The 17,458-nt window shown below is 35.2% G+C and carries 11 protein-coding genes; 6 read left to right on the top strand and 5 right to left on the bottom strand.

What is annotated here, in order from left to right; all coding sequences use genetic code 11:
• The first annotated feature begins 21 nt into the window (after positions 1-21).
• On the top strand, positions 22-804 hold the full coding sequence (gene pflA, locus B0A64_RS02205) for a pyruvate formate-lyase-activating protein (RefSeq protein WP_089477946.1): 783 nt from the start codon (positions 22-24) through the stop codon (positions 802-804).
• A 159-nt stretch (positions 805-963) separates the two neighbouring features.
• Positions 964-2,310 (top strand): deoxyguanosinetriphosphate triphosphohydrolase, encoded by a 1,347-nt coding sequence (locus B0A64_RS02210; protein WP_089477892.1) that lies wholly within the window; start codon positions 964-966, stop codon positions 2,308-2,310.
• A gap of 91 nt (positions 2,311-2,401) precedes the next feature.
• Here B0A64_RS02210 and B0A64_RS02215 read toward each other — a convergent pair whose 3' ends face one another.
• Both B0A64_RS02215 and B0A64_RS02220 read right to left on the bottom strand, forming a co-directional pair.
• Positions 2,402-3,403 (bottom strand): DUF3078 domain-containing protein, encoded by a 1,002-nt coding sequence (locus B0A64_RS02215; protein ID WP_089477893.1) that lies wholly within the window; start codon positions 3,401-3,403, stop codon positions 2,402-2,404.
• 34 nt (positions 3,404-3,437) lie between these two features.
• Positions 3,438-5,225, bottom strand: a complete 1,788-nt coding sequence (locus tag B0A64_RS02220; RefSeq protein ID WP_089477894.1) for a 1-deoxy-D-xylulose-5-phosphate synthase — start codon at positions 5,223-5,225, stop codon at positions 3,438-3,440.
• 184 nt (positions 5,226-5,409) lie between these two features.
• Here B0A64_RS02220 and B0A64_RS02225 point away from each other — a divergent pair, with 184 nt between their 5' ends.
• Entirely contained in the window at positions 5,410-6,510 is a 1,101-nt protein-coding gene (locus B0A64_RS02225; protein ID WP_089477895.1) for a Fic family protein, read from the top strand.
• 92 nt (positions 6,511-6,602) lie between these two features.
• Positions 6,603-7,046, top strand: a complete 444-nt coding sequence (locus tag B0A64_RS02230) for a nucleoside deaminase (RefSeq protein ID WP_089477896.1) — start codon at positions 6,603-6,605, stop codon at positions 7,044-7,046.
• 32 nt (positions 7,047-7,078) lie between these two features.
• Here B0A64_RS02230 and B0A64_RS02235 read toward each other — a convergent pair whose 3' ends face one another.
• Both B0A64_RS02235 and B0A64_RS02240 read right to left on the bottom strand, forming a co-directional pair.
• Positions 7,079-7,825: a zeta toxin family protein gene (locus B0A64_RS02235; RefSeq protein ID WP_089477897.1), complete on the bottom strand. Its 747-nt coding sequence runs from the start codon at positions 7,823-7,825 to the stop codon at positions 7,079-7,081.
• Complete coding sequence (locus B0A64_RS02240; RefSeq protein WP_089477898.1) at positions 7,809-8,054, bottom strand: hypothetical protein; 246 nt, start codon at positions 8,052-8,054, stop codon at positions 7,809-7,811. Before B0A64_RS02240 ends, B0A64_RS02235 begins: the two co-directional genes overlap by 17 nt.
• 223 nt (positions 8,055-8,277) lie before the next feature.
• Here B0A64_RS02240 and B0A64_RS02245 point away from each other — a divergent pair, with 223 nt between their 5' ends.
• Together B0A64_RS02245 and pbpC are read left to right on the top strand one after the other, a co-directional pair.
• The gene (locus tag B0A64_RS02245; RefSeq protein WP_089477899.1) at positions 8,278-13,956 is read left to right on the top strand and encodes an alpha-2-macroglobulin family protein; all 5,679 of its coding nucleotides are present in this window, start codon (positions 8,278-8,280) and stop codon (positions 13,954-13,956) included.
• 127 nt (positions 13,957-14,083) lie between these two features.
• Complete coding sequence (gene pbpC / locus B0A64_RS02250) at positions 14,084-16,459, top strand: penicillin-binding protein 1C (protein WP_089477900.1); 2,376 nt, start codon at positions 14,084-14,086, stop codon at positions 16,457-16,459.
• On the opposite strand, the gene B0A64_RS02255 is transcribed toward pbpC, so the two are convergent.
• Positions 16,460-17,260 (bottom strand): hypothetical protein, encoded by an 801-nt coding sequence (locus B0A64_RS02255; RefSeq protein ID WP_089477901.1) that lies wholly within the window; start codon positions 17,258-17,260, stop codon positions 16,460-16,462.
• Positions 17,261-17,458 lie beyond the last annotated feature (198 nt).

A 17,458-nucleotide genomic window follows, 5' to 3' on the forward strand; every position in this document is an offset into this window, starting at 1 on the left:
CAAAAAATCATTCAACAAACTATGTATTTTCAATTACAAGATATTGAAGCCACCAAACTAAACCTTGATGACCCCGACCATTTAAGAATACACTCTCTGGAAACATTTGGTACCCATGACGGGCCGGGAATTAGGATGGTAGTGTTTGTACAAGGATGCCAGTTTAGATGTTTATACTGCCAGAATCCCGATACACTTGATGTCAGGGGAGGATCGTTGGTCGAAATAGAAGAATTGGTAAAAAGAGCCGTTCGTCAAAAAAGTTATTTTGGTACAACTGGGGGAGTTACAGTTTCCGGTGGCGAACCATTGCTTCAAAGAAATAAATTAATTCATTTTTTTAAGCTACTTCATGCACAGGGAATCAACACGTGTCTGGACAGCAACGGAAGATTAAACAATCATCAGGCTCAGGAACTTTTTGATAATACTGATATATTATTGTTGGATGTAAAACACATCAACGACAAGATACACCATAAACTAACCGGTTTGACCAACAAAAACACGCTGGATGTTGCCGCTTACAGAGAATCGACCGGAAAGCCCATGTGGCTCAGGTATGTACTAGTTCCGGGTTGGACAGATCAACCGGAGTATCTCGAAGAGTGGGGACAACATTTTGCGCATTACAAAACGGTCGAGCGGGTAGAAATTATTCCTTTTCACCAACTGGGAGCTCAAAAATGGGAATTGCTTAATATGCCGTATCTACTAAAAGATACCCCTCCGCCAACAGCAGAAAGTAAATCTGAGGCATTGGCTATTTTTAAAAAATATTTTAAAAATGTAATCCTCAAATAAACAGTGTGTTTTAAAATAATAATGGGAATGTACCAATATTTATCTTTTAATTTATAAAGGGATAGTCTGTTTTGTTTGAATGAAATCCTAAAATAAAATGTATTTTTGACGTTTTAGACCATCACTCTGAAATCGTTAATCTACAATCTAAAATTAAAAATGAACTGGGAACAACTTTTATCACTCAAACGCCAAGGCGATACTAGCAAAAGATTACGTGTAGAACAAGATGATACCCGACTAGGTTTTGAGGTTGATTATGATAGAATTATTTTTTCGGCTGCATTTAGATCCTTACAGGATAAAACACAGGTTATTCCGCTTTCAAAAACAGATTTTGTGCACACCAGACTAACGCATAGTTTAGAAGTCTCAGTGGTGGGACGTTCTCTGGGACGTTTGGTTGGGAAAAAAATCATAGAAAAATATCCTCATTTAAAAGAAGTTCACGGTTATCACATGAATGATTTTGGTGCTATTGTAGCAGCAGCGTCTTTGGCACACGATATTGGGAATCCGCCTTTTGGGCATTCTGGCGAAAAAGCAATTGGAGAGTATTTCTCTATTGGTAAAGGAGTAAAATATAAAGACCAATTGACAGCCAAACAATGGCAGGATTTAATTGATTTTGAAGGAAACGCAAACGGATTTTCAGTTCTTACGGCAAGTCGCCCGGGAATCGAGGGCGGACTTCGAATTTCGTACGCTACTTTAGGTGCTTTTATGAAATATCCAAAAGAGAGCTTACCCAAAAAACCAACCAATGATATTGCCGATAAAAAATATGGTTTCTTTCAGACAGATAAATCTTTTTTTGAAGAAGTAGCTAAGGATATGGGAATGATTGCCAATAAATCTGGAGATGATATTGGTTTTGAAAGACATCCTTTGGCCTATCTGGTTGAAGCCGCAGATGATATTTGCTACACCATTATTGACTTCGAAGATGGTATAAATTTAGGTTTAGTCTCTGAAGATTATGCCTTAGAATATTTAATAAAACTCGTAAAAGACAATATTGGAGTTGCCAAATACAAGACCTTAACGACAAAAGAAGATCGAATTAGTTATTTGCGCGCTTTGGCAATTGGAACATTAATCAATGATGCCGTAAATGTTTTTGTTGAAAATGAAGAAGCTATTCTTACCGGAAAATTTCCTTTTGCATTAACCGACAAAAGTAAATACAAAGCACAGATGAATGATATTATCAATTTAAGCGTTGATAAAATCTACCAAAGCCGTGAGGTTATCGAGAAAGAAATTGTGGGTTATGAAATCATTCAGACTTTATTGGATAAATTTATAACAGCTTTTAATAATAAATATGACGGAATTGCTTCGAACTACGATAAATTGATTCTGAAAATGTTACCGGAAAAACATCAATTAGAGAAAGATAATTTATACGAGCGTTTGCTCCATATTTGCCATTATGTTTCGCTTTTGACAGACGGAAATGCGTTAGAATTATTTGAAACAATAAACGGAAGAAAAAAGAATTAAGTCAATCTCACATTCACCCAAAAAAAGACCCCATAAAAACATTATTTTTATGGGGTCTTTTTTATGCTCTCAATAGAGGAGAGATAATTTATTATTGAAAAGCATATACCAGACCCACGCCTAATACCTGTCTTAGCTGGGCTCTTGGGCCATTGTTGACCTGAGATGTTGATCCTGTAACCGGGTCTACGACATCTATTTTGGTTTTGATATCATCATCATAAACCAAATGAATACCAATATTTGCTTTTACATAAGCATTTACGACAAGATCTAATCGTGTGTCATAATCAACGTCGACATTTCCAAACTTATTCAGATAATCGGTATATAAACTTAATCTGTTTTCGTAAAAAATATTTTTGTAGATCTCACTTTTCATGTATGCGGTTAACAAAATACCAAATTCTGCCTTTACTTTCTGTCCGTTTTCAATTAGAATTTGCGAATTAGGATCAAGAGGATCAGGAGCATAAATGGCTTTTTTAACACCAAAAGATCCCTGATTGGCTAAAGTCTGATCTAAAACCAAAGTTGTTTTTAAGGTAATAGGAGAGAAGTAAAATGTTCTGTTTTTCTTTTTGTCTGAGTTTTCAGCTCCAGCTCCCAAAAATACGTACGCCGGTGCAAAAGGTTTAGAGATCGCGATATCTCTGTTAGGATAATTATAACCGTCTGTAAATTGAGTATTGAAATTAAATTTAGCCGAGTAATACCAATTCGATAATGTGTCTTTTCTGAATCCGTAAGTTGAATTCATCATAAGAGCGTCATCTGTTTTTCTAAGTTCAGTACCGTCTTGTTTGTTTAAACCATATTTTACAATAAGTTCATTGACCCATTTATGATTTCCTTTGATATAAGTTCTGTTAAATTCGCCTTTAAACAATCCGGAAATTGAACTTGTTCCCCCAGCACTCCAATTCACAAAAGCAATTTCAGAAATGTCAAATCCCAATTGATTTTTCTTAGTCCAGTTAGAAGGTGGCGGAGGTAATTCGTTTGGGGCTAAAGTGGTTTGTATAATTTGAGCAAAGTTATGTGATGTACACAAAAGCAGTAGGAGCAAAAGGGTAGAACGCAATAATTTCATTATGAATTTAGTTTTTTTTGGTAGTGCAAAATAATTATTTTGTATCGTTTGAAAAAAGATTTACCAAACTTTTAACGTCTATATTGCACAATTGTTGTAATTGAGTTACTGTTCCGTGCTCAATAAACATGTCCGGAATGCCCAAAACTACAACCTTATTTTTAAAATTATTTAATGCCGCAAACTCTAGAATAGCACTTCCAAAACCACCATTTATGGCTCCGTCTTCGATAGTAATTATCTTACTGTAAGCAGAGAAAATATCAGTTAATGCATTGTTATCCAGTGGCTTGATAAAAGGAAAGTCATAATGAGCAATAGTCTCCGGATTCTTTGCTTCCCTAAGGGCTAAAATCACATTATTTCCAATCGTTCCGGTAGACAAAACGGCTGTTTTTGTACCTTCTTTTAAGCAGTTGGCTACCCCAATTTTAATTTTTTCATAATGTCCGAAATTTTCTACTTCCCAATTTGGCAGAACGCCCCGACCTCTTGGATATCGAATTGCAATAGGACTATTTAAGCCCAATTGAGCCGTATATAAAATGTTTTGCAAGGCAATTTCGTTGATTGGCGCATAAAGAATTAGGTTAGGAATTACTCTTAAATAAGCAATATCAAACACACCATGATGAGTTGCGCCATCTTCGCCAACCAAACCGGCTCTGTCCAGACAAAAAATAACGGGTAAGTTTTGTAGTGCCACATCATGAATTACCTGATCGTAGGCACGCTGTAGGAAAGTCGAATATATAGTGCAATATACAATCATACCTTGCGTTGCCATTCCGGCAGCAAGCGTTACGGCATGCTGCTCTGCAATACCAACATCAAAAGCACGTTCCGGAATTTCGTCCATCATAAATTTCAGAGAACTCCCTGATGGCATCGCGGGTGTGATTCCGATAATTTTTTTGTTTTTTCTGGCTAAATCTAAAATGGTTAAACCAAAAACATCCTGAAATTTAGGAGGTAAATTTTCTTCCGATTTTAAAATAATTTCTCCTGTTGAAGCATCGAATTTTCCGGGCGCATGGTATTTTACCTGATTTTCTTCTGCTTGCTGTAAACCTTTGCCTTTTGTAGTTACAATATGAAGAAATTTGGGACCTTTTATATTTTTTAATCTGTTTAATTCTTTGATTAAAGTAGGAAGATCGTGACCGTCAATTGGTCCCGAATAATCAAAATTCAAAGACTTGATCATATTATTTTTCTTTGGATTTTTTCCTTCTTTTACTGCAGTAAGATATTTTTTAAGAGCGCCAACACTAGGGTCAATCCCAATAGCATTATCGTTGAGAATAACCAGTAAGTTGGCATCTGTTACGCCAGCATGATTCAAGCCCTCAAAAGCCATTCCGGATGCTATCGATGCATCACCAATAACCGCAATATGTTGTTTGTCGAAATCGCCTTTTAGCTTAGAAGCAATTGCCATTCCCAAAGCAGCAGAAATAGAAGTCGATGAATGCCCTACACCAAAAGTATCGTAAACACTTTCGGTTCTTTTAGGAAATCCCGAAATCCCGTCAATTTGCCTGTTGGTATGAAAAATTTCTCTCCTTTCGGTCAGAATTTTATGTCCGTAAGCCTGATGGCCAACATCCCAAACCAATAAATCTTCGGGAGTATTAAAGACATAATGCAAAGCAATCGTCAATTCGATTACACCTAAACTAGATCCTAAATGTCCTTCTTTTACAGAAATCACATCGATAATAAAATCACGTAATTCTTGTGCAACCTGTGGGAGTTGCGCTTCAGGAATTAAGCGTAAATCGGCCGGATTATTGATGTTTGAAAGTAAGTTGCTTTTCATTGTAAGGTAAAAAGCAAATTTACGGTTTTAAATTTAAATTTTGGTTTTAGAATGTTTAACCTATATTGATTTAGGAACTTTAAACGCTGTAAAATCGTTCATAATTGATAAATGAGGCGATTAAAAATGCTAATCACCTCAAAAAAGCAGTATATTTGAGGTGATTAATAGCATTAAATACCTCATGAAGTACAATTGGCAATTACCAAACTGGGCAAATTTTGTATATGATGATACTGTAATAGATTCATTATGTATTGATTTTGCATTTGAAACAGGTGAGGTAAAAGGTCTTGTTGATTCTTTATCATCTGAAATTCAGCAGGAAACTATTTTACAATTTATGATTTCAGAAGCTATTAAAACTTCTGAAATCGAAGGTGAATTTTTTAGCAGGCAAGATATAATGTCTTCCATTAAGAAGAATTTAGGTATTGGTGATGCTTTTAGTCAAATTAGAGATAAAAATGCTCAGGGAATTGGAAAGTTGATGGTAATGGTTCGTACTTCTTATGCCGAAAAACTGACTGAAATTAAGATAAACCAGTGGCATTCTATTCTTATGGAATATTCGAAACGTATTAATCCGGGAGAGTATCGAACAGGAAATGAGCCCATGCAAATTGTGTCAGGTGCGTATGATAAAGAAATAGTTCATTTTGAAGCTCCACCATCCAATCAGGTTCCGGTTGAAATGAAAAGATTCCTTAAATGGTATAATGATTTTGAAATAAAAGCAACCGATATTAAAAAAGCATTAATTAAAACCTCGATTTCGCATTTGTATTTTGAGAGTATTCATCCTTTTGAAGACGGAAATGGCAGGATTGGCAGAGCTATTGCAGAAAAATGTCTTTCGGAATCTTTAAATCGTCCGGTTTTAATGAGTATTTCGAGTACTATAGAACAAAATAAAAAAAAGTATTACCAATCTTTGAAAGAGGTACAACGAACACTTGAAATTACAGATTGGATCTTTTATTTTTCCAGCTTGATTTTAGAGTCTCAAAAAAATGCAAAACAAACGGTGCTTTTTACATTAAACAAAAGTAGATTTATAGATCAGTTTAAAAATGAAATGAATGAAAGACAGATAAAAGCTGTCTTGAAAATGTTCGAGAACGGTGTTTCTTCTTTTGAGGGCGGAATGACCACAACAAAATATATTTTTATTACTAAAACGTCAAGAGCAACAGCAACAAGAGATTTGCAGGATTTGACAGAAAAGACCATACTGAAACCAAAAGGCGAAGGTCGAAACAGATCTTATGATTTGAACTTTTGAGCTAAAGAAAATCTTTAAGAACGAATATTTTTATTGCTGCTTTTTAAGTTGTAAGTCAGGAAAAATTATTTCAAAATTGTACTTTTGCAATTATGATAAATCCTTTTACCGACGAATATTTCATGAAAAAAGCTTTGCAGGAAGCTGAAATGGCTTTTGATAAAGGCGAAATTCCTGTAGGAGCTATAATTGTTGTTGCTGACAAAGTAATTGCCAGAAGTCATAATTTAACGGAGTTATTAAATGATGTTACGGCTCATGCCGAAATGCAGGCAATAACCGCTGCTGCAAACTTTCTGGGCGGAAAATATTTGAAAGATTGTACTTTGTATGTTACTCTTGAGCCTTGCCAGATGTGTGCGGGAGCTTTGTATTGGAGTCAGATTTCTAAAATCGTTTTTGGGGCACGCGATGAACAACGCGGTTTTATGACCATGGGGACAAAGTTGCATCCCAAAACGACTGTAGTTTCCGGCATTATGGCGAATGAAGCCGCAGATTTAATGAAACGTTTTTTTGTTGAAAGACGAAAATAAAATTAATGAGTTTACTTAAGTTTTCTACTTTTTTAAAATTCAAATTTATTATAAACATATTTTTCAAACCATTGAGGAATTGATACAGTATGAAACTTGAATGCAGTTCCTTGATAAATTTCAGCTAATAATTCATAATTATTTCCTGAATTGTCAAAAATATAAGCTCTGTGTACAAGTCTAATAGCATCACTTAAATTATCAAGAGTTTTAAAATAACGCTTTTTTATTTTTTCTTCATTAACATCATGTCCGTCTTTTAAAACTCTGTTTTTTACTCTCTCAATGTTTTTCTCAAAATCATCAGTACATATAAAATAAAGATATGTCCTGTAGCCTAATTTGTTAGCCTGAATGATTTCGTCTAATTTGTGACGATCGCTCATTACAGTTTCATAAGTAAAATCTTTTTTTTCTGAAAGCAAAGAATATCTTATAAATGAAGCTGCAAAAGCAGCTTCATAACTGTTGGTGTTTACTAGATTGTTAACAATGAAATTATCTTTTACCCTTATATCAATTGTATAGTTCTCACTTATGGCTTTTTTAATAAGTGAAATACTGGAAGGTAATTTTTTAAAACCCTCTAAATTTGATGTGTCAATTTTTAAATTAAAATCTGTTAAATCAACAAAACCAATTGTTTGTAGCTGCTTCTCAATTAAATCTGCATTAACAAAAATTCCGGAAATATATTTTTTGCTAATAGCATCATAAAGAGAACTTTTTCCGGAACCATTTGGACCTGCATATATGCGTGCTCTATTTGGACTTGGCATACAGAATTGTTCCTTTTTTAATGTTTAAAGGTTTTCTGGGAGCAATTGGTTTTACGAAAACAACATTTCCATTTCCCTCTTGTCTGTAAACTTTGTCTCCTTTTGTAAACGTAAAAGATAGTCCTAAAATTTTATTTTCACGAATAGCTTTTTGAGCCGCTTTTTTACCAGCAGCAATAAGGCTTGAAGTTTCTTTAACGCCTCTGAAAATTATTTTTTTGCTTTCCATTATTAAAAAATTATATTATACAAATATATGATTTTTAAGGCATTTCCCCTTCTAAATATCCAAATTAAAATAATTTCAAATACCGAATTTTCCTCTTAAAACATTGAGAAAAATACTTTATATTTACTACAATAATTGGCATATCACTTGTTATGCCTTTTAACTGTAAAAAGTTAAAACGTTCTGTAGATTTTAATTTGTAACCTTATAACTCTAAATAAAAGTGAAAGCAAAAGGATTAGTTCTCGTGTTTTGTGTGTTTTTTATTTTTCAATCTTGCGGTAGAAAATCAGCTGCCGATTTTAATTCCGATTTTTCATTATTTAAAGAGTATATCGTCAGTTTTACGGGAGGAATCGTCTCTTCGGAATCTGACATTCGGGTAGTTTTGGCTTTCGATAAAAAAGACTGGAAAGTCAATCAGGTTTTAGACAGCGATTTGTTAAACATTTCGCCAAGTGTAGACGGAAAAGTGGTAGCGCTCTCCAGCAATACACTTGCTTTTATTCCTGAAAAAAAGTTAAAACCGGGAACAGAATATCAGGTTACTTTAAACCTGGATAAACTTATTGCAATTCCGAAAGAGAAAGAAGCAGTACTTTCGAAATTCAACTTTACGGTAAAAACAATCAAGCAGGATTTTACTATAAATACGAACGATATTCAGTCGTATAGTAAAGAATACCAATATTTAAATTGTGTTTTAAAAACAGCTGATAATATTGATATTGAAACAGCTATAAAATTAGTTTCGGCCAATCAAAAAGGCAATAATCTTAAAATTAAATTCGAAAAGAAATCCGGTTCCGGTAAAGAATTTAATTTTATAATTGACAGTATTCAGCGTTATTCTGAGGCAACAAATCTTGAAATAGCGTATGACGGCAGTGATTTTGATATTGACCAGAAAGGACAATTAGATTATCCTATTTCGAGCATTAACGAATTTAAGATTCTAAAAGTAGACGTTCCCGAAGGAAGCAATCAGTCCGTTCTAATCAACTTTTCAGAACCATTAGAAAAAGGGCAGGATTTTAAGGGATTGGTTTCGATTCAGAACACGAATAATTTAAAATTTTCGACACAGGGAAATGTGCTTAAAGTTTATTTTAGTAATGAAAAGGCAGTCAAAAAAGAAATTCCTGTTCCGGTTGTTGTAGAAGAACCGGTAGCTGTTGCAACGGATTCTACAGTGGTTGTAGTTGACTCTGCGGCTGTAGCAGTAGATTCTGCCTCAAGTGAGGTAGTCGAAGTTGTTGAGGACGAAACACCGGAACCGGTTATAACCGGCGAACTGTTATTAGAAGTTTTTCAGGGAATCGAAAGTCAGTACGGAAAAAAAATGGACTCGAATTATACCGAGAAAATTACTTTTGACCAAATAAAACCAAGTGTCCGCTTTATTAAAAATGGAACTATTCTGCCAAGTTCAAATAATTTAAAATTGAATTTCGAAGCTGTAAACTTAAGTGCTGTAGACGTAAAAGTGTATAAGATTTACAAAAATAATATTCTGCAATTTCTTCAGTATAACGAATTAAACGGAAGTCAGAATCTTAAAAAAGTAGCACAACCTATTGCAAAAACGACCCTCAAGCTTAATGAAAGCGGCTTAATAACCCCAAGTAAATGGAATACGTTTGCCCTGGATTTATCTAAGATAATTACGCCGGAACCGGGAGCGATTTATAGAGTAGAATTTGTGTATAAAAAGAAATATTCTTTGTATAAATGCGAAACGGCCGAAACAGATGAGAACGATCAAGATGACGAAGAGGTAGACGAGAATGATGTCAACTACAGTGGAAACGCTTACGATGATTATGGAGATTATGAAGATTATGACTGGAGAGAAAGAGAAAATCCTTGTACAAACTCGTATTACTATAATGCCAAAATAGGAACAAATATTTTAGCGACAGATTTAGGTGTTATTGCCAAAAGAGGAGAGAACAAATCGTACCTGTTTGCTGTAAATAATATCGTTACGACAGAACCGATTTCAAACGCAAGAGTTGATTTGTACACTTTTCAGCAGCAAAAAATAACTACAGGAACAACAAGTAGTGAAGGAATTGCATCCTTTCAGCTGGATAAATTTGCCTATTTTGCTATTGTTACATTAGGAGATCAGTCGACTTATGTAAAACTCGACGATGGGCTTTCTTTGTCTGTTAGTAATTTTGATGTTGCCGGTGAGACTTTACAAAAAGGATTAAAAGGCTTTATTTACGGAGAACGTGGCGTTTGGCGTCCCGGAGATAATTTGTATTTGTCGTTTATCCTTAATGATGCATCAAATAAATTGCCAAAATCACATCCTATAAAATTCAGACTGAATGACCCTAATGGCAAAACAACGTATCAGACGATTCAGAAAACGAACGAGTTAAATCATTATTCTTTTGTGGTTCCAACAAGTGCAGAGGCACCAACAGGAAATTGGGAAGCCATGATAAGTGTTGGTGGTGCTAAGTTTTATAAAAGTATCAAAATTGAAACCATCAAGCCAAATCGTTTAAAAATAAAGAATAATTTCTCGAGAAAAACACTTTCGTCGTCTTATCCCAACACGAGTAATCTTGAAGTTACATGGCTTCACGGAGCAATTGCGAAAAACCTGAATGTAGAAATGCAGGCTAAATTTTCGCAACAAACGACTACTTTCAAAGGATATGAGAAATTTGCTTTTGATGATTTAGTGCGTAAATTCAGCACAGAAGAAATTAATATTTTCTCCGGAAAATTAAATGAAAACGGAAAAGCTTCTGTAAATATCGAACCCAAATTACAAGGTCAGGCACCGGGAATGCTTCGTGCCTCATTTATTACAAAAGTATATGAAGAAGGAGGAGATTTTAGCACAGATGTTATCTCGACCACTTATTCGCCTTATAAAACTTATGTAGGGATAAAATCTCCAGAACCAAACAAATACGGAATGCTGGAAACCAGAACCAATAATCGTTTTGATATTGTTACCGTTGATGAAAACGGAAGGCCAAAAGCAGTAAGAAATCTGGAGGTAAAAGTATTTAAAGTAGATTGGCGTTGGTGGTGGGATGCTTCGAGTGATAATTTATCAAATTATAATTCATCAGATGCAACTACTTCATACAAAACATACGTAGTTAATACCGATTCGAGCGGAAAAGGAAGTATTCAGTTATCGTTGACTGATGAAGAATGGGGACGCTATTTAATTCGTGTTTCTGATGGAACAGATGGTCATGCAACTGCATTAACCGTAAATATCGATTGGCCAATTTGGTCCGGAAAAACTCGTAACAGAGATGCTTCTACAGCCAATATGTTAGTATTTTCGACCGATAAGAAAAATTATGCAGTGGGCGAAAAAGCACAGATATCTTTTCCTTCCAGTGAAGGTGGCCGCGCTTTGATATCTATAGAAAATGGTTCAAAAGTAGTGCAGACACTTTGGGCAAAAACAAAACAAGGAGAAACCAAAGTAGAAATTCCTATTACAGCTGCAATGGCTCCAAATGTGTATTTTAATATAACATTACTACAACCACATGCTTCAACCAAAAACGATTCGCCTATTCGTATGTATGGTATTGTGCCAATTGAAGTTGTAGATAAAAACACGATATTGGCGCCTACACTTTCAATGCCGGATGTTCTAAAACCGGAGCAGACATTTACTGTAAAAGTAGGAGAGAAAACAGGCAAAGAAATGACGTATACCATTGCAGTGGTAGATGAAGGTTTACTGGATCTAACCCGTTTTAAAACCCCAAATGCATGGGATAGTTTTTATGTTCGTGAAGCTTTGGGCGTAAAAACCTGGGATATTTATGATGATGTAATTGGAGCTTATGGCGGAAAAATAAATCAGATTTTCAGTATTGGTGGAGATCAGGATTTAGGTGGCGGAAAAGCTAAAAAAGCCAATCGTTTTAAACCTGTAGTATTGTATTACGGACCGTTTAAATTAGAAAAAGGACAAACAAAAACACATCAGTTAAAATTGCCTAAATATATAGGTTCAGTTCGAACAATGGTAGTTGCCGGTGATGCAAATACAAGTGCTTACGGAAGTGTCGAAAAAGCAACTCCGGTTCGTAGCCCTTTGATGGTTCTGGCTTCGTTGCCAAGAAAGATTTCGCCTTCAGAAAAAGTAACACTTCCGGTAACGGTTTTTGCAACTGAAAATAAGATTAAAAACGTTTCTATTCAAATCAAAACAAGCGCCGGACTAAAGGTTGTGGGGAGCGCAACGCAAAGATTGAGTTTTGCACAGCCTGACGAAAAAATGGCATATTTTAATCTGGTAGTTGGTTCTGCAACCGGAATTGCAAAAGTTCAGGTTATTGCGACATCAGGAAGTGAGAAATCAGTTTATGATGTAGAGATCGATATGACCAATCCTAATCCCGTAACAAGTACCTATACGGATATTATTTTACCACCAAACAGTACCAAGACAATTTCATGGCAAACCTTTGGAGTATCCGGAACAAACAAAGCAAGACTGGAAGTTTCGTCTATGCCAACCATTAATTTAAATGGCAGGTTGCAATTTCTTATTCAATACCCGCATGGATGTGTAGAGCAAACCACTTCGTCTGTTTTTCCACAGTTGTTTTTGAATGATGTTGTCGATTTAGATGCAACACGAAAAGGACTGATCCAAAAAAATATTACGGCAGGAATTACCAGATTAGGAAGTTTTCAATTGTCAAACGGAGGATTGTCATACTGGCAAGGAAACACAATCGCTGATGATTGGGGAACTTCATACGCAGGACATTTCCTGATCGAGGCAGAGAAAAAAGGATATGTTTTGCCTATTAATTTCAAATCAAAATGGATTTCGTATCAACAAAAAGAGGCAAAACAGTGGCGTTTTGAACCTAAATACGGCAACGATCTGGCGCAGGCTTATAGATTGTATACATTGGCTTTGGCCGGTAATGCAGATTTATCATCCATGAACAGATTGAGGGAAACAAAAGGAATTTCGAACGAAAGTAATCTGCGTTTGGCAGCAGCCTATGTTCTTGCAGGTCAGAAATCAGCAGGACAAAATTTACTATTGCGTACGAGTATTGATGCTGAATCCAGCGATTACAACTATTACTATTATGGTTCAGGTACAAGAAACAGAGCAATGGCCTTAGAAACAATGTTGCTCTTGGGACAAAAACAAAAGGCATTTACAATGGCATCAAAACTAGCCAAAGAAATGTCAAACAACGAGTGGATGAGTACGCAAACGACTGCTTATTGTTTGTATGCTATGTCTAAATTTGCCGTGAGCAATGGTCCTAAAGGAATTAATATCCAGTTTAGTAAAAACGGAAAAGGAGAAACAATAAGCACTCAAAAAACAATTGCAGACAGAAGTCTGGTGGTTCAGACAGGTGCAAATAGTGTTGTTTTGAAAAATATTAAAAACAATACAATTTATGTTCGTGTTTTAAATACCGGAATATTGCCAATTGGACAAGAAAATGTGATTGAGAGTGATGTTTCGGCTGCTATTGTCTTCAAAAATAGAAAAGGAGGAACTATAAATGTTTCGAAAATAAGCCAGGGAACCGAGTTTATTGCTGAGGTTACCATTAAAAACCAAAGAAACGAAAGTGTTCAAAATGTCGCCCTATCACAAATTCTACCTTCGGGATTTGAAATTGTAAACACTCGTTTTACGGATTATGGTGATGCCACAAATAATATAGCCGATTATATTGACATTCGTGACGACAGGACCAATTTCTATTTTGGAATGAAAGCGAGAGAAACTAAAGTCTTTAGAATCTTACTAAATGCATCTTATTTAGGTAATTATTATTTGCCTGGATTGCAATGCGAAGCAATGTATGATAATACATTTCTTGCCAGAACAAAAGGATTCTGGGTTGAGGTGGTGAAATAAAGTTTTTTAGCCACAGATTACACAGATTAGCACAGATTTTAAAATCTTTTTTAATCCTTTAATCTGTGGCAAAAATTTTTGCGAACTTAGCGAATAACTTAGCGCCTTTGCGGTAAAATAATCAGCATTGAAAAATAAATTAATAGCGTTCTCACAACGCATTATAAATTGGATAAAAAATAATAAAATAAAATCAGCAATTGCATTTCTGCTCTTGCTGATTTATTATTTCTCTATACCCCGAACTTTGTTTAAGGAACCATATTCTACCGTTATTGAGAGTAAAGAAGGAGAATTATTAGGTGCTAAAATTGCTCGTGACGGACAATGGCGTTTTCCGGAACAAGACAGCGTTCCGGAGAAATTTAAAAAGTGTATTGTTTACTTTGAAGATGAATATTTTTATAAACATCCCGGTTTTAATCCTGTTGCAATGGTAAATGCTATCAAGCAAAACAGGAAAGCCGGAAAAGTAGTGAGAGGTGGCAGTACATTGACACAACAAGTAATTCGCTTATCCAGAAAAGGAAAAGAAAGAACGTACTTTGAGAAATTTATCGAAATTATTCTGGCAACACGATTAGAATTAGGGTATTCTAAAAATAGAATTCTGGAGTTGTATGCAGCTCATGCCCCTTTTGGAGGAAATGTTGTAGGGCTTGAAATGGCTTCGTGGCGTTATTTTGGAGTACAATCCAATCAACTATCCTGGGCAGAGAGTGCTACACTGGCAGTTTTGCCTAATGCTCCCAGTTTAATTTATCCGGGTAAAAATCAGATAAAATTGCGCAATAAACGCAATAGGCTTTTATTAAAACTTCATCAGGAAAAAATCATTGATCAGCAAACCTACGAACTCGCTATTGAAGAGCCATTGCCTCAAAAACCGTATGATCTGCCTCAGATTGCACCTCACTTATTACAACGTGTAGCTAAAGATCAGGAAGGAACCCGTATAAAAACGACTCTTGACTATGCTTTGCAGAACAGGGTGAATCAAATTGCCAGATACTATTACAATCAATACAAGCAAAATGAGGTAAATAATTTAGCGATTTTGGTCATTGATGTTTCGAATCGCAATGTGATGAGTTATGTGGGCAATGCTCCAACAGATAAAGACCATCAGAAAGATGTTGATATTATAGATGCACCAAGAAGTACAGGAAGCATTTTGAAGCCTCTGTTATATGCCGGAATGTTAGATGATGGCGAGTTATTGCCAAACACTTTAGTAGCAGATATCCCAACGCAAATTGCAGGTTATACCCCTCAAAATTTTAATTTAACTTTTGACGGAGCTGTTCCTGCACATCGGGCTTTGTCGAGATCGCTCAATATTCCGGCGGTTTTGATGTTGCAGGATTTTGGCGTGAATAAATTTTATGAAGAATTGCAAAAATTCAAATTAAGAGATATCAATAAAACACCGGATCATTATGGATTATCGCTCATTTTGGGTGGTGCCGAAAGTAACTTATGGGATTTGTGCAGAACGTATGCGGGATTGTCGTCAACAGTAAATTATTACACAAAAAATCAAGGCAAATACAGGACTAAAGAATTTACAGAGCTAAATTATAAGAACGATTTTGAGCCTGATTTTGGTTCAGAAACAGATCAGAAGAACATAATAGGTGCCGGATCGATTTGGTTAACGTATAACGCAATGGAAGAAGTAAACAGGCCGGAAGGAGATGAAGCCTGGAAGTTTTATGACAGCTCGCTGAAAATTGCCTGGAAAACCGGAACCAGTTTTGGGAACAGAGATGCGTGGGCAATAGGAACAAACTCGAAATATGTAGTAGGAATTTGGGTAGGGAATGCTACGGGAGAAGGAAGGCCAACGCTGACAGGAGTTACAAGCGCTGCACCCATTTTGTTTGATGTTTTTAATTTATTACCACGACAAAGATGGTTTCAGACTCCTTATAAAGATCTGGATCAAGTCGAGGTTTGCCGTTTAAGTGGGTATTTGGCAAAAGAGGGTTGTCCTCAAATAAAGCAGTGGGTTCCTAAAAAAGGAAAGTCGACTGTAGTTTGTCCATATCATAAAACGATTCATTTAGATAAAGCCGAAAAATTTCAGGTCAATAGCAGTTGCGAGAGTATTGATAATATAATAACTAAAAATTGGTTTGTTTTGCCTCCGGTAATGGCATGGTATTATAAAAGTCAACACATTGAGTATTTGCCTTTGCCACCGTTTAAAGAAGGTTGTCAGGGAACTCAAACCACCACTATGGATTTTATTTACCCAAAAACAAATAGTAAAATATACTTAACAAAGAATTTTAACAGCGAAGTTCAGCCTGTGATCCTTAAAGTAGCCTATTCTGAAAGAGATAAAGAATTGTTTTGGTATGTTGATAATGTTTATAAAGCGACTACAAAAACATTTCATGAATTGCCCATTACGCCAACTTCAGGAATACATTATATCACGGTTGTAGATGCTTTTGGGAATGAAATTAGAAGAAAAATTGAAATTGTAAGGGAATAGTCACAACATTTTTAAATGACCGTAAACATCTTTATTATTGGTAAATCTGAAGACAATTCCGAAAGTAAAACCTTTAATTACCGGAGGTTTTTCTCTGTTAAATGATGTTGAGTAACCAAAACCTAAATCTATCATATTCAAAAATGTAAGGCCAGCGAGAGCGTATGCATTTTTATCTGAACCACCGGCTTTTATAAAAACAGATTTCTGAATGTTATAAGATAAATGCAAATCGGGTAAACCATAATATTTGCCATCATAACTGGTGATCCCATATCCTAATCCCAGAAAGAGTTTGTTTTCGTCTTTGCAGGCTAAGCAAATCTCTAATCCGCCGGTAAATTGACTTTTTGTTGCAATAGAATATCCTAAATAAAGGATTGGCCACTCGGGTATTTTAAATCCCCGCTTATTGTAGTTTGGGTTGTAGTTAAAGTCTCGAATATCAGATTTGTTGTTGTTTTCATCGTACCATTTTGCTTTTCCAACCAAATATTCGCCTTCTTTATCTTTCGAATATCCTTCAAATTGCAGTTTGTTGCTTTTTAAATAATAATCCTTAATGACATATAGTGAGTCAATATTTTTTATTTTGTAACCTATTGCTTTTTTTGTTCCTGTTTTTAGGGGATTTATTCTATAATAAACAGCAGATTCTTTAATGGTGATTTTCCAATTCTGATCAAAATAAATGGTGTCATTTTGAGCAGAGACATTAAATAGAAATAAAATAAAGAGTAAAAAGCTATATTGTGTTTTGCTTTTCTTTAGAAATGAATGAGAACTTTTTGATTGCAACATTTTTATTAAATCAATTTTTATTTATCAAATGTAAGAAAAGTATTTTAGGAAAAAGACAGAAGTGAATGGGGATAGCTGGAAATTGCTCTAAAATAAAATTATTCGCCACGAATTACACAAATTAATTCGTGTTGATATGTGCAATTCGTGGCAAAAAAAAGCACAAAAAAACCGCCAATCTTTCGAGAGGCGGTTTTA

The sequence above is a fragment of the Flavobacterium araucananum genome (genome assembly GCF_002222055.1).
GTDB lineage: Bacteria > Bacteroidota > Bacteroidia > Flavobacteriales > Flavobacteriaceae > Flavobacterium > Flavobacterium araucananum.

Bases quoted from the DNA above. Each gene is read 5' to 3' on its own strand.
- pflA (WP_089477946.1), top strand. From the start codon at position 22: ATGTATTTTCAATTACAAGATATTGAAGCCACCAAACTAAACCTTGAT.
- B0A64_RS02210 (WP_089477892.1), top strand. From the start codon at position 964: ATGAACTGGGAACAACTTTTATCACTCAAACGCCAAGGCGATACTAGC.
- B0A64_RS02215 (WP_089477893.1), bottom strand. From the start codon at position 3,403: ATGAAATTATTGCGTTCTACCCTTTTGCTCCTACTGCTTTTGTGTACA.
- B0A64_RS02220 (WP_089477894.1), bottom strand. From the start codon at position 5,225: ATGAAAAGCAACTTACTTTCAAACATCAATAATCCGGCCGATTTACGC.
- B0A64_RS02225 (WP_089477895.1), top strand. From the start codon at position 5,410: ATGAAGTACAATTGGCAATTACCAAACTGGGCAAATTTTGTATATGAT.
- B0A64_RS02230 (WP_089477896.1), top strand. From the start codon at position 6,603: ATGATAAATCCTTTTACCGACGAATATTTCATGAAAAAAGCTTTGCAG.
- B0A64_RS02235 (WP_089477897.1), bottom strand. From the start codon at position 7,825: ATGCCAAGTCCAAATAGAGCACGCATATATGCAGGTCCAAATGGTTCC.
- B0A64_RS02240 (WP_089477898.1), bottom strand. From the start codon at position 8,054: ATGGAAAGCAAAAAAATAATTTTCAGAGGCGTTAAAGAAACTTCAAGC.
- B0A64_RS02255 (WP_089477901.1), bottom strand. From the start codon at position 17,260: ATGTTGCAATCAAAAAGTTCTCATTCATTTCTAAAGAAAAGCAAAACA.